Source organism: Rhodopseudomonas palustris HaA2 (assembly GCF_000013365.1).
In the GTDB taxonomy this organism is placed as follows: Bacteria; Pseudomonadota; Alphaproteobacteria; order Rhizobiales; family Xanthobacteraceae; genus Rhodopseudomonas; species Rhodopseudomonas palustris_J.
Window position 1 is genome coordinate 3,728,643 of sequence record NC_007778.1, and the last position, 12,967, is coordinate 3,741,609.

Consider the following 12,967-nt stretch of genomic DNA (forward strand, 5'->3'; position numbering starts at 1 on the left):
CGTTGCACTCATGCCCGGGACACCGCGAATTGCATACGCTGAGGTTGGCGCGCCTCGCTTTCGCGACAGATCGCCAGCACCTCGGCCAGCACGGCGCGGGTGTCACGCGGGTCGATCACGCCGTCGTCGAGCATCCGCGCCGAAGTCGCGAACACGTCCATCTGGCCATTGAACACCGCGGTGATGCCGCCCTTCATCTGGTCGAGCTTGTCGCGGTCGACCGGAATGCCTTTTCGTGCAGCGCCGGCTTCGGCGACGATCGCCATGGTCTCCGCCGCCTGCTCACCGCCCATCACCGCGGTCTTGGCGTTCGGCCAGGAAAAGCAGAACCGCGGATGGAAGCCGCGGCCGCACATGCCGTAATTGCCGGCACCGAACGAGGCGCCGCAATAGATCGTGATCTGCGGCACCGACGCGGAGGTCACCGCCTGGATCATCTTCGAGCCGTGCTTGATCATGCCGGCTTCCTCATAGGCCTTGCCGACGATGTAGCCGGTGGTGTTGTTGAGATACAGGATCGGCGTGCGCGACTGGCAGCACGCCTGAATGAAGTGCGTCGCCTTGTTGGCGCCGGCGGGGTCGAGCGGGCCGTTGTTGGTGATGATGCCGATCGGCTGGCCGACGATCTTGGCGTGGCCGACGACCGTCGCCGGACCGTAATTCGGCGACATCTCGGTGAAATCGGAATCGTCGACAATCCGCGCGATCACCTGGCGCATATCGACCGGGCGCTTGTGATCCATCGGCATGATGCCGAGAAGTTCTTCCGGATCGTGCAGCGGCGGGTGATAGGTCGCGGGATCATGCCCCGGTCCCGAGCGATCCCACGGCAGCCCGGCCATGATGTCGCGCGCGATCCGCAGCGCATCGCGGTCGTCTTCCGCGAGGTAGTCGCCGAGCCCGGAGACCGAGGTGTGCATCTCGGCGCCGCCCAGCTCTTCCTCGGTGGCGATCTCGCCGGTCGCGGCCTTGAGCAGCGGCGGCCCGGCGAGGAACGCCCGCGTCCGGCCGCGCACCATGACGATGTAGTCGGACAATCCCGTCTGATACGCGCCACCCGCGGTCGACGAGCCGTGCGTCACCGTCACCACCGGCAGTCCAGCCGCCGACATCAATGCGAGATTGCGGAAAATATTGCCGCCGCGCACGAAGTCCTCGACGCGATAGCGCAACAGATTGGCGCCGGCGCTTTCGACCAGTTGCACGAAGGGCAGCTTGTTCTCCAGCGCCAGTTCCTGGATGCGCAGCGTCTTGTCGAGCCCGTAAGGCTGCAGCGCCCCGGCGTCGATGCCGGAATCGTTGGCGCTGATCATGCAGCGAACGCCGGCGACGTAGCCGATGCCGCCGATCACCCCGCCACCCGGAACACTCTTCTCGGCATTCGCCGTGTCGAACATGTAGCCGGCCAGCGTCGAGAGTTCCAGGAACGGCGTTCCGGGATCGAGCACCAGCGCGACGCGTTCGCGCGGCAGCAATTGTCCGCGCTTATGGAAACGCTCCGAGGATGCGGCGGAAGCGATCCGGGCACGATCCTCCAGCATCCGCATGCGTTCGATCAGCGCCAGCATGCCGTCGCGGTTGCTCTTGAAGACTTCGCTCCCCGGCGCGACGGTGGATTCGATGATTGCCATTCGGTGTTCCTTGTGGTTCCGAGACGCATTAGAGCGCCCCGAAATCTCGCCTCTTGTTCGTCATTCCGGGGCGCGAACGCAGTTCGCGAACCCGGAATCTCGAAGTGCTCTGAACGTCGGGATTCCGGGTTCGCACCGCGTCGCGGTGCGCCCCGGAATGACGCAACAATCACCCCGTCTGCGCCATCGCGAAGTAGTCCGTGAACTGGTTTCGCAGCTCGACCTTGCGCAGCTTGCCGGTGGCGGTCATCGGCATCTCGTCGACGATGCGCACCAGCTTCGGCACCTGGAAGCCGCCGAGCGTCTTGCGGCAGTGCTCGATGATCTCGGTCTCGGTCGCTTGAGCCCCCGGCTTGAGCTTGACGAAGCCCGACACCGCCTCGCCCCATTGCGGATGCGGCAGGCCGACCACCGCGGCGTTCATCACCGCCGGATGCGCCAGCAGCGTCTCCTCGATCTTGACCGAGGCGACGTTCTCGCCGCCGGATTTGATCATGTCCTTCTTGCGGTCGACGAACAGCACCTCGCCGTGGGTGTCGATCAGCGCCAGATCGCCGGTGTGGTGCCAGCCGAATTTGCGCGCCGCCTCGGTGGCCTCGGGATCCTTGTAGTAGCCGAGCATGACGTTGGGGCCGCGATGCACCAGCTCGCCGACTTCACCCGGCGGCAGCAGGTTTCCGGCATCGTCCATGATCGCGGTCTCGTTGACCATGCACGATTCGCCCCAGTAATTGCCGAAACGAGCGAGCTGGCGGTCCGGCTGCGACATCGTCGTCGCCGGATACATTTCGGTCTGCCCGGACGGCTGGACGAAATTCGGACACAGCTCGGCAATCGCGCGCTCCAGCAGCGGCCGCGGCATCGGCGCCATAGTGTAGATGCAGCAGCGCAGCGTCGACAGGTCGAATTCCTTGCGCCGCGGATGATCGAGGATCACCTGATACATCAGCGGCAGGCCGATGAAGACGGTGAGCTTGTCGCGCTGGATTGCTTCCAGGCAGGCGACCGGGTCGAAGCCGCGCATCAGCGCCATCTTGCCGCCGACGGCGAGATAGCTCAGCAGCAGCACATGGGCGGCGCAGTGGAACAGCGGAAACTGCCCGGTGATGCCGTCGTTGCGGGTGAGCTGCAGCTCGATCGCGTTGCTCATCACCGCCATCGTCACCGCGAGGTGGCAATGCATCGCCCCCTTCGGCCGCGAGGTGGTGCCGGACGTGTAGATGATCATCGCCAGATCGCGATCGTCGAACGCGACCTCCGGCTCGATCTCGGAGTGTCCGTCGATCAGCTCGTTGAAGCTCCGCAGGCCGGCTTCTTTCGCCTTGCCGGTGAGGTCGACCGCCACCAGCGCGATGCCGCGGCTCTCCAGCGCGGCGCGGCGCTCGGGCTGGCCGTGCAGATTGTCGTCGATCAGCGCGAACTTCACCCCGGCATGATCGAGGATGTAGCTCATGTCGTCGGGGCCGAGCATGGTGTTGATCGGCACCCAGACCAGCCCGGCGCGATGAATGCCGAACAGCGCTTTGACGAATTCGACCGAGTTGTTGCAGATCGTCGAGATCTTGTCGCCGGGCTTCAGTCCGCGCGACACCAGATAGTTGGCGAAGCGGTTGGCGTCGCGTTCGAGCTCGGTGTAGCTGACCTGACGCGCGCCCTCGGTCAGCGCGATCCGCGCCGGAAAGCGCAGCGCCGATTTGCGCAGGATGTCGCCGATCGCGACCCGGCCGATCCGGCCCGGTCCCGGCACGCCGCCGGTGGCTTCTAGATTGATCATGGTTCACTCCCTCGAGGTGAGGCAGCTCTTGAGGCTGCTTGGCTTGGCTTGGCTTGGCTTGGCTTGGCTTGGCTTGGCTTGGCTTGGCTTGGCTTGATTTGGTGTGGACTTATCCACCTGTCGTTCCGGGGCGCGCGAAGCGCGAACCCGGAACCTGATACGAGCAGAACATCTCGGGTTTCCGGGCTCGCCGCTGCGCGGCGCCCCGGAATGACCGCAACTAATTGAGCACGCCGAAAATCTTGCGCGCCTCCGCCGGGCTCGCGATCTCGCGCCCTGCCCGCCGCGCGCAGCCGGCGATTTCCTCGATCAATTGCCCGTTCGACGTCACCTTCTCGCCATTGGCGAGATAGAACGTGTCTTCGAGCCCGGTGCGTAGATGTCCGCCGAGGTCGGCGCACGCCTGGTGCAGCGGCCAGATCTCCGAGCGGCCGATCGCGGTCACCTGCCAATGCGCCTCGGGGCGCTTCAGCTTCAGCAGGATCGGCAGCAATTCGGGATCGGCCGGCATGCCGGAGGCGACGCCCATCACGAAATTGTACTCGAGCGGGCCGTCATACATCCCGGTCTGAACATACATGCCGACGCAGCGCACGATGCCGACGTCGAAACATTCGAATTCGGGGATCGTGCCGGCGTCCCTCATCGCGGCGAGAAAGTCCTGAATCTTCTCGACCGAATTGTCGAACATCATCGGCGGCCACGCCCAGTTGTTGTCGGACTTGACCTTGAGATAGTTCAGCGAGCCGGCGTTGCAGGCGGCGATCTCGGGCCTGGTCTCACGGATGCAGGCGAGCGGCCCTTCATAGTGCGGCCCGGAGGTGCCGGAGGTGTGGTTGATGATGACGCCCGGACAGGCTTCGCGGATCGCCTGCTGGATTTCGCGCGAGACGGCCACGTCCCAACTCGGCAGGTGGCCCTTGTCGGGCCGCTGGTCGCGCAGATGGATGTGCACGATCGCGGCGCCGGCGTCGTAAGCCGCCCTGGCTTCGCGGGCCATCTGCTCCGGCGTCACCGGAACGTGGTGCTGCTTCGGGTCGGTCAGCACGCCGTTCAGCGAGCAGGTGATCACGGCCTTGTCGCTCATTCCAGGTCAGCCCTTCCGGTGATGCTGCGCTCGCGAGACTCGTGATGCGCAAACCATGTCGGACGGAATGATGCGTGTGCCGCGCGGGCGCTTCTTGCGTGCACGCGCTGTCGTCGGATCGGCGCCTTCGGCTAAGGCCGCCCCTGCCGAAATTCCGCGACGCCGGCGCCATGCGGATCGCTGCGCCAGATCGCCAGATCGCGCGAGCCGGAGAAGATCGCGCGCGGCTGCAGCCCGTAGAAGCGCCGGATCGAATGGCTGAAGTGGGTCGAATCCGGATAGCCGATGTCCTGCGCCAGATGCGCGAGGTTGATCTCGGCGTTGACGAAGTGCAGCAGGTGCCGCGCCCGCTTCCAGGCGCGTAGCGCGCGGAAAGAGACGCCGGTCTCGTCCTTGAACAGATGCAGGAAGCGCGACTGCGAGAGGTTCGCGGTGGCGGCGCAATCCTCCGCGGTGACGGCCGCGCCGGAGACGTCGTTCAGCCTCGCGATCGCGCCGGCGATGCGGCGGTCGATCCTGCGCGCCGGCAGCGATTCGCCGAAGAACAGATCGTCGAATTCCGAAGTGGTGAAGCCCTCGCGCCGGCCTGTTGCGACCAGCGTCTGATAGGCCCGCCTGATCCGGCCCGCGAGCGGCCCGGCGCCAGCGCCTGCGATCCGTGTGCCGAGCGCCGCCATCGGCCCGTCGAGGACGCTCTCCGGCTCGATCACCAGAACAATCACCGAGCGACAGTCGCCTTCCACGTTGTGCGTGAGATAGGGCGGCACATAGACCATCGCGCCGGCCTGCAAAGGCCGGCCCTCGATCGCGACCCGCAACTCACCTTGCAGCGCAACATAGACGGAAAAGCCGCCGATGCTCCGCCGCCGCGGGCGGCCCAGCAGGCCGGCGTAAAAGACGCGTTCAGGGCTGATCAGCATCAGGCGTCCGGCATCCGGACATTCGTCGTCGCTCATCGTTCCTCCCGGGGCGGGGCGCCGCCCTTCTGCCGCATTGCTGCAGGGCTCTCTTGCGGAGCGCCTCGGACAATACAGCAAAGCCCGATGTTGTCACCGGGCGAGATGACGCGGAACCGCGCGATGGTGAGCGGCTGCGGAAGCTCCGCGGCCTGTCCCCGGGGTCAGGCCCGCCGCGCAACCTTCTGCTCGTCGCCGGCCCGAATCTCCGCCTCCAGTCCACGAAGATAGCCTTCGCGATTCTGCAGCCGCTGCCAATAGGCCGCAACGTTCGGGCCGAACTGCTTGGCGAGACCGAGATTTTCCGCAAGCCGCAGCGCGTAGCCGATCGCGACGTCGGCGGCGGTGAAGCGTCCCGCGCACAGCCATTCGGTCTGACCCGCTGCCGCCTCGACCGCGCGCAGCCGGCCGAGAAACCACTTCGCGTAGTCCTCGACCACCTGCGGCTGCCGCCGCTCGTTCGGCTCCAACGTGCCGTAGCGCAGCACCAGCGTCTGCGGAAAGGTCAGCGTCGCGTCGCTGAAGAACATCCAGTTGAGGTAGCTGCCGTAGTCGCGCTCGCCGACGTCGAGCACCAGCGGCGTCGGACCATATTTGGTGCCGAGATAATGGCAGATGCCGGACGATTCCGTCATCTTGGTGTCGCCGTCGATCATGAACGGGATGGTGCCGAGCGGATTGATCGCCAGATATTCCTTGGCGAACATCCGCGGCGGGAACGGCAGCATCTTCAGCTCGTAGTCGAGCCCCATCTCCTCCAGCATCCAGAGCGGCCGGAACGAGCGTGCGCCGTGGCAGTGATACAGCGTGATCATGTGATTGGCGTTTCCCTCGTCATTCTTGGTTTTGGCGCGGTCGACGTCCGGTCGATCGGAACGGCGGTCGGCAGGCTACCCCATAACGCAGCCGCTCGCGAGCATCTTGCGAGCTTCCGGCTGCGCCATGGTGGCCGCGCCTACAGCATCGTCCCCTCGATGACCGCGCCAAAGCGCTTGTAGCCCTGCCCTTCAAAGCGCTGCAGCTGCATCTGCCGCAGCGGATGATGATTGGTCGGGCTGGTGTTGACCCGAACGCCCGGCAACAACGTGGGCACCTCGACGTTCTTGAGGTTGTTGGCCTGCGCCATGATGCTCTCGCGGCTGAAATTGCCTTTGCACTGTTCGAGCAGGACGCGCAGCACCGACGCGGCGGTGTAGCCATAGGCATTGAGGCTTTCCTTGGCGTTTCCGGTCGGGAAGTATTTCGCCATGAACGCCATGTAGTCCTTGATGCCGGGATCGTCGGCCCATGCCGGGTCGGCCGGATCCTTGGTATAGGTCGACGTGATCAGGCCTTCGGCGCGCTCGGCGCCCACCGGGATGATCGTCGACGCCACGGAGGCCGCGCCGCTGGTGACGAAGTGCATCGGCTTCCAGCCCAACTCGTAGACCTTGCGGATCGCCTGCGCGGCGAATTTCGACGTGACGCCCGAGATCAGCACGTCGGCATTGGTCGCCCGCAGCGTGACGATCTGCGAGTCGATCGTCGGCTCGGTGACCTCGTAGGACAATGCCTTCACGAGCGTGTCGTAGCGATCGCCCAGCACGTCGCGCAGGCCGGCGACGAAATCCTTGCCGAGGTCGTCGTTCTGATACAGCAGCGCGAACTTCGCATCCGGCTTCTGGCTGAGCGCGTATTTGGCGAACACCTGGGCTTCGGTCCGGGAACTCGGCGCGAATCCCATCGTCCACGGATAGGTCTTGTAGTCGCCCCATTTGTCGCCGTTCACCGACAGGAACAGATGCGGGACCTTCTGGGCATTGATGTATTTCACCACGGCCGAATTCGGCGCGGTGCCGAGCATCGAAAACAGGAACGCGACATTGTCGCTCTCGATCAGCCGCCGGGTCTGCTCGACCGTCTTGGAGGGATTGAACGCGTCGTCGTACATGATGAAGTTGATCTTGCGGCCGGCGATGCCGCCCTGATCGTTCAGCATCCGGAAATAGGCTTCCTGGCTGCGCGCGATGGTGCCCAAGGCGGACACCGGGCCGCTCAGCGAGGTCGTGCATCCGATCTTGAGCTCGGTCGCGGTGACGCCCGGCCAATCGTCGGCGCGGGCGTTTCGTGCGCTTGTCAGCGCGGCGAGACCGGCTGCGGCCGATCGAAGCATCAGCGAACGACGACTGAGCGACGTCATGGCTCCCCTCCCTCTGTTGTGCTGGAACTGTCTGCGTCTTGCGCGCAGTTATCAGGTAGCAGCGTAGGGGACAGTCGCGCACGCTATCTTGCGTCCATACGCTGGACGGCTGGGTCTACTTCTTGCCGCCCGGCAGCGTGCCCATCATCTTGCACAGGATTCCGAGCATCACCTCGTCGGCGCCGCCGCCGATCGAGGTCAGGCGGGAATCCCGGTAGGAGCGGCTGACCAGCGTCTCGTTCATGAAGCCCATCCCGCCCCAATATTGCAGGCAGGCATCCGGCAGTTCGCGGCCGAGCCGGCCGGCGCGCAGTTTGGCCATGGTGGCGAGCTGGGTGACGTCCTCGCCGGCGACCAGCGCTTCGGCGGCGCGATACACCAGCGAGCGCAGCAATTCGACCTCGGTCTGCAGCTCCGCGAGCTTGAAGTGAATCACCTGATTGTCCAGCAGCGGCCGGCCGAACGCCTTGCGGTCGCGGGTGTAGTCGATGGTGTTCTGGATCGTCCTCTCGTGCGCCTTGATGCACGCCGCGGCGCCCCACAGCCGCTCTTCCTGGAACTGCACCATCTGATAGGTGAACCCCGCTCCCTCTTCGCCGATCCGGTTGCGCTTCGGCACCCGCACCTCGTCGAAATGGATCTGCGCGGTGTCGGACGAGTGCATCCCCATCTTGTCGAGCTTGCGCGCGATGCTGACGCCCTTGCTCTTCATCGGCACGCAGATCAGCGACTTGTTGCGATGCGCCGGCCCGTCGCCGGTGTTGCACAGCAGGCAGATCCAGTCGGCCTGGGTGCCGTTGGTGATCCACATCTTGCCGCCGCTAATGACGTAGTCGTCGCCGTCGGATTTCGCGGTGGTCTTGATCGAGGCGACGTCGGAGCCGGCGCCGGGCTCGGACACGCCGATGCAGGCGACGAAATCTCCGCTGATCGACGGCGCGAGAAATTCCTTGCGCAATTCGTCGGAGCCGAACTTCGCCAGCGCCGGCGTCGCCATGTCGGTCTGCACGCCGATCGCCATCGGCACGCCGCCGCAATTGATGTTGCCGAGTTCCTCCGCCATCATCAGCGCGTAGGAATAATCCAGCCCCTGCCCGCCGTATTCGACCGGCTTGTTGAGCCCGAGAAAACCGAGATCGCCGAGCTTCTTGAACAGCTCGTGCGCCGGGAAGATGCCGGCCTTCTCCCATTCGTCGACATGCGGATTGATGTCGCTGGCGATGAATTTCTGCAGCACGCGGCGCGGCTCGTCATGGTCGGCATTGAACAGCATCGAGGCGTCTACCTTCTTATTATCGTAACCCTGTCCCCGTCATTGCGAGCGAAGCGAAGCAATCCAGCTCAGTGCACCGACCTGGATTGCTTCGTCGCTTCGCTCCTCGCAATGACGAAGTGTTTCATCACAATCCCATCTGCCGGCTGGCGAGATCCTTCATGATCTCCTCGGTGCCGCCGCCGATGGCGTTGACCTTGACCTCGCGATAGATCCGCTCGACCTTGACGCCGCGCATGAAGCCCGCGCCGCCGAAGATCTGCACCGCCTCGGAGGCGCAGAACGCCATGGTCTGGGTCGCCTGGTTCTTCAGCATGCAGATTTCGGCGATCGGGCTTTCGCCCTGCTCCACCCGCCACGCCAGCAGTTCAAGCATCGCCTGCGACGCGGCGATGCGCTGCGCCATGTCGACCAGCTTGTGGCGGATCACCTGATGCTTGGTCAGCGGCTTGCCGAAGGTGACGCGCTGCTTGGCGTAAGCCGTCGCCTCGTCGAGGCAGACCTTCGAGGCGGCGATGCAGCCGGCCGCCATCGTCAGTCGCTCGCTGTTGAAGTTCATCATGATGATCATGAAGCCGGCGCCTTCCTGCCCGAGCAGATTGCCGGCCGGCACCCGGCAATTGTCGAAATGCAGGGTCGCGGTGTCGGACGCCCACCAGCCCATCTTCTTCAGCTGCGTCCGCGTCAGCCCCGGCGTGTCGCCGGGGATCAGCAACAGGCTGACGCCGCCCGGGCCCTCGCCGCCGGTGCGCACCGCCGTGGTGATGTAGTCGGCGCGCATCCCCGAGGTGATGAAGGTTTTCTCGCCGTTGACAATGTAGTGGTCGCCGTCGCGCTTGGCGCTGGTGCGCAGATTGGCGACGTCGGAGCCGCCGGAGGGCTCGGTGATCGCCAGAGCGGAGATCTTCTTGCCGGCGAGAATATCGGGCAGCACCCGGGCTTTCAGCTCCGGCGTCCCGGCGCGCGCGATCGGCGGCGCGCCGATCGAATGGCTGTTGAGGCTGGCGCTGACGCCGCCGGCCCCCGCCCGCGCCAGTTCCTGCGTGGCCACGATCCACATGAACTGATCGGTCGGCGTGCCGCCATATTCCTCGGGAAAGCCGAGCCCGAGCAAGCCGATCGCCGCGGCCTTTTCATAAAGCTCTCGCGGAAAGCCGCCGGCCTCGTCCCATTCGGTGGCGTACGGCTCGATCTCTTTCTGGACGAAGCGGCGCACCACGTCGCGGAAGGCGATGTGGTCAGCGGTATAAAATGGGGAGTTGGTCACTATCGCACCCGGGCCGTTCGCGTGCGGCGAGGATGCCGGGAAAGCCCCGGTCCCACTTGCGTCGAGACGCTGGCCGGAGCGCGACGCGAAGCCGCCGCGCCAATGCACTACCGGCGTTTCTGCTCGGCGATATAGGCCGCGATGTTCTGCGCCTCGATCCGGCTCAGCGCCATGCTGGACATCTTCGGGTGCGGCTCGAGCAGGAAGATCGCCAGCTTGTCCTGATCGAATCCGGGCTGCGATGCGATCGACGCAAACGACGCGACCAGGTCGGTGCCCTTGCGCTGGTCCTCGGAGACGAGGTGACAACTGATGCACCAGCGCTTGGCCAGAGTCTCGCCGTTGGTGGCATCTGCGGCGAATGTGGGGGCGGATGCGCCGGCGAGCAGCAGCAACGACAGACCGAAGGTCAAAGGGCGCATGGCAATCCTCTTCTGCAAGCCCGGCTCACATCCATTGGAACTCGCGAGTCACCATGCTGTTTACTGCAATGGTTCCACGAACGATAGGTGTCCCCTGTCGGGGATTTACCGCCTTCCTGATCGGCCGGGCGCAATTGGTTTCCTGCGGCCGGAAAAGGTGCTTAATTGAAAATCAATGGCAGCTGATTTCGCCCACCCAAGCCAATGCTGACGGCACAACGCGATTCGCTTCGACTGCTGCGTGCAATTCTGGTCGCCTCGGTCGTGCTACCGGTGGCGCTGTTCACTTACGCGGCCTGGCTGGCCTATCGCGCCAACGACGACGGTGCCGACCGGCAGATCGACAAGACCCGCGACATCATCACCGAGCACGCGCTGAAGATCTTCGAATCGGTCGAGCGCTCGATCGCGGAGACCGGCGAGATCATCCGTGACATGACGGACGATCAGATCCGTGCCGGGGAAGGCGCGCTGCACGCGCGGCTGAAGCGGCTGGCCGCCGGCTCGGAACAGATCAAGTCGATGTGGATCTTCGACAGCAACGGCCAGACGCTGGTCAACACCCTGCTCTATCCCTCGCCACGAACCGACTTCTCCGATCGGGACTACTTCAAGGCCCATGTCGGAAAGGACATCGGCCTGTTCGTCGGTCGCGCCCTGCAGCCGCGGCCGCCTTATGGCGGAGCTCCGTTCTTCGGCGTCAGCGTGCGGCGCAACATGCCTGACGGGAGCTTCGCCGGGACCATTCAGAGTTCGGTGCTGCCGAACTATTTCGAGGGCTTTTACGCCAAAGTCGGGCGTGAGAACGGCAGCTACGCCGCGCTCGTCCGTGAAGACGGCGCCATTCTCGCCCGCTTCCCCGCGATCGAGCATGCCGATGCAACGATCAAATCCGACGGTCTGATCGGGCGGGCCATGCGCGCCGGGAGTACCGAAGGCACACTGACACACGTGTCGGCGCTGGACGGCATCGAGCGGCGCATCGCCTATCGCAAGCTGCCGAACCTGCCGGTCTACGTGTATGCCGGGCTGGAGACCGAGGCGATCCGCAGGATGTGGCTGTCGCAACTCGGCGCCTATCTGCTGGTCGGCCTGCCCGCCACCGCCGCCCTGATCGCGATCGTGGTGCTGGCATTGCGGCGGACGCGGCGGCTCTACGAGGAGGCCGGCCGGCGCGCCGCTGCGGAAAACGCGCTGAAGCAGTCGCAGCGCCTCGAATCGCTGGGGCGCCTCACCGGCGGTGTCGCCCACGATTTCAACAATCTGCTGATGGTGGTCGGCGGCTCGGTGCAGAAGCTGCGGCGGCGGCATCACGATTTGCAGGACCGCCGGACCTTCGACATGATCGACTCCGCCGTGGCGAAGGGTGCCGGCCTCACCCGCCAATTGCTGTCGTTTTCGCGCCGCCACAACGTCGCGGCCAAGCTGGTCGATCTCGGCGATGCCGTGATGAAATTCGCCGACGTGCTGCGGCAATCCGTCCGCAGCGACATCGCCATCGCGATCGAGCCGCCAACGGAGCCGGTCGTGGTCCAGATCGATCCCAACGAATTCGAGATCGCCCTGCTCAACCTCGCCCTCAACGCACGCGACGCGATGCCGGACGGCGGGCGCATCACGATCTCGATCCGGACCGAGACGCTGAAAAATTTCGGACCACGCCGGCTGACGGGCGACTACGCCATTCTCGGGTTCGCCGACACCGGTATCGGCATTGCCGAGGAGATTCGCGACCGGATCTTCGAGCCGTTCTTCACCACCAAGCCGGTCGATCGCGGCACGGGGCTGGGCCTCAGCCAGATCTACGGTTTCATCCAGCAATCGAACGGCGCGATCACGGTGGAGAGCACGGTCGGCGGCGGCACCCGCTTCGACCTGTTCCTGCCCCGCTCGACCGAGAGCCCGATACTGGACGCGGATGTCGCGGAGGCCGCCTCGCTCCAGCCGAGCAAACAGGCGACGCTGCTGCTGGTGGAAGATCATCCCGACGTCGCCGCCGTCGCCGCCGACTATGCCGAACAATGCGGCTTCACCGTCGTCACGGTCGGGACCGCCGAAGCCGCGATCGAGCTTCTCAACAAGCGCAAGGACATCGACCTGGTGTTCAGCGACATCGTGATGCCGGGTATGAGCGGCCTCGAGCTCGGTCGGCTGATCCGCGAGCATCATCCCGAAACCCCGGTCGTGCTGGCGTCGGGCTACAGCGACCGCAGCGCATCGGCGCTGAGCGAAGGCTTCCCGCTGCTGCAGAAGCCCTACACGCTCGATGCGCTGCGCAAGGCACTCGTCCAGGCCCTGCAGGGCGCCGCGGCGAAATGAACCCTGCCGCCCGGCTCAAATCGCATCGCGAAAGGGCGAGACCCCGGCGCAAGCTGCCG

General features: G+C 65.1%; 10 protein-coding genes. 1 reads left to right on the top strand and 9 read right to left on the bottom strand.

Going from position 1 to position 12,967, the window contains the following annotated elements:
- Nucleotides 1–8: 8 nt before the first annotated feature.
- The 9 genes from RPB_RS16440 to RPB_RS16485 form a co-directional block, all read right to left on the bottom strand.
- Nucleotides 9–1,631: an acyl-CoA carboxylase subunit beta gene (locus RPB_RS16440; protein WP_011442140.1), complete on the bottom strand. Its 1,623-nt coding sequence runs from the start codon at nt 1,629–1,631 to the stop codon at nt 9–11.
- A gap of 169 nt (nt 1,632–1,800) precedes the next feature.
- Nucleotides 1,801–3,405, bottom strand: coding sequence for an AMP-binding protein (locus RPB_RS16445; RefSeq protein ID WP_011442141.1), 1,605 nt, complete (start codon nt 3,403–3,405; stop codon nt 1,801–1,803).
- A 220-nt stretch (nt 3,406–3,625) separates the two neighbouring features.
- Nucleotides 3,626–4,492 carry a 3-keto-5-aminohexanoate cleavage protein gene (locus RPB_RS16455; protein WP_011442142.1) on the bottom strand — a complete coding sequence of 289 codons (867 nt, stop codon included), beginning with the start codon at nt 4,490–4,492 and terminating at the stop codon, nt 3,626–3,628.
- Nucleotides 4,493–4,623: 131 nt separating this feature from the next.
- Nucleotides 4,624–5,448, bottom strand: coding sequence for a helix-turn-helix transcriptional regulator (locus tag RPB_RS16460; RefSeq protein WP_011442143.1), 825 nt, complete (start codon nt 5,446–5,448; stop codon nt 4,624–4,626).
- Between the two features lie 164 nt (nt 5,449–5,612).
- Complete coding sequence (locus RPB_RS16465) at nt 5,613–6,263, bottom strand: glutathione S-transferase family protein (protein WP_011442144.1); 651 nt, start codon at nt 6,261–6,263, stop codon at nt 5,613–5,615.
- 140 nt (nt 6,264–6,403) lie between these two features.
- Nucleotides 6,404–7,627, bottom strand: a complete 1,224-nt coding sequence (locus tag RPB_RS16470) for an ABC transporter substrate-binding protein (protein ID WP_011442145.1) — start codon at nt 7,625–7,627, stop codon at nt 6,404–6,406.
- 115 nt (nt 7,628–7,742) lie between these two features.
- Nucleotides 7,743–8,900, bottom strand: coding sequence for an acyl-CoA dehydrogenase family protein (locus RPB_RS16475; RefSeq protein WP_011442146.1), 1,158 nt, complete (start codon nt 8,898–8,900; stop codon nt 7,743–7,745).
- Between the two features lie 127 nt (nt 8,901–9,027).
- Nucleotides 9,028–10,167, bottom strand: a complete 1,140-nt coding sequence (locus tag RPB_RS16480) for an acyl-CoA dehydrogenase family protein (protein WP_011442147.1) — start codon at nt 10,165–10,167, stop codon at nt 9,028–9,030.
- Nucleotides 10,168–10,274: 107 nt separating this feature from the next.
- Nucleotides 10,275–10,589 carry a c-type cytochrome gene (locus RPB_RS16485; protein WP_011442148.1) on the bottom strand — a complete coding sequence of 105 codons (315 nt, stop codon included), beginning with the start codon at nt 10,587–10,589 and terminating at the stop codon, nt 10,275–10,277.
- A 204-nt stretch (nt 10,590–10,793) separates the two neighbouring features.
- On the opposite strand from RPB_RS16485, the gene RPB_RS16490 reads away from it, so the two are divergent.
- A complete protein-coding gene (locus RPB_RS16490; protein WP_011442149.1) occupies nt 10,794–12,908 on the top strand; it encodes a hybrid sensor histidine kinase/response regulator in 2,115 nt (704 codons plus the stop codon).
- The last annotated feature ends 59 nt before the right edge of the window (nt 12,909–12,967 follow it).

Coding starts and splice junctions, on each gene's coding strand:
- RPB_RS16475 (WP_011442146.1), bottom strand. CDS start 8,900: ATGCTGTTCAATGCCGACCATGACGAGCCGCGCCGCGTGCTGCAGAAA.
- RPB_RS16445 (WP_011442141.1), bottom strand. CDS start 3,405: ATGATCAATCTAGAAGCCACCGGCGGCGTGCCGGGACCGGGCCGGATC.
- RPB_RS16460 (WP_011442143.1), bottom strand. CDS start 5,448: ATGAGCGACGACGAATGTCCGGATGCCGGACGCCTGATGCTGATCAGC.
- RPB_RS16465 (WP_011442144.1), bottom strand. CDS start 6,263: ATGATCACGCTGTATCACTGCCACGGCGCACGCTCGTTCCGGCCGCTC.
- RPB_RS16485 (WP_011442148.1), bottom strand. CDS start 10,589: ATGCGCCCTTTGACCTTCGGTCTGTCGTTGCTGCTGCTCGCCGGCGCA.
- RPB_RS16470 (WP_011442145.1), bottom strand. CDS start 7,627: ATGACGTCGCTCAGTCGTCGTTCGCTGATGCTTCGATCGGCCGCAGCC.
- RPB_RS16440 (WP_011442140.1), bottom strand. CDS start 1,631: ATGGCAATCATCGAATCCACCGTCGCGCCGGGGAGCGAAGTCTTCAAG.
- RPB_RS16490 (WP_011442149.1), top strand. CDS start 10,794: ATGCTGACGGCACAACGCGATTCGCTTCGACTGCTGCGTGCAATTCTG.
- RPB_RS16455 (WP_011442142.1), bottom strand. CDS start 4,492: ATGAGCGACAAGGCCGTGATCACCTGCTCGCTGAACGGCGTGCTGACC.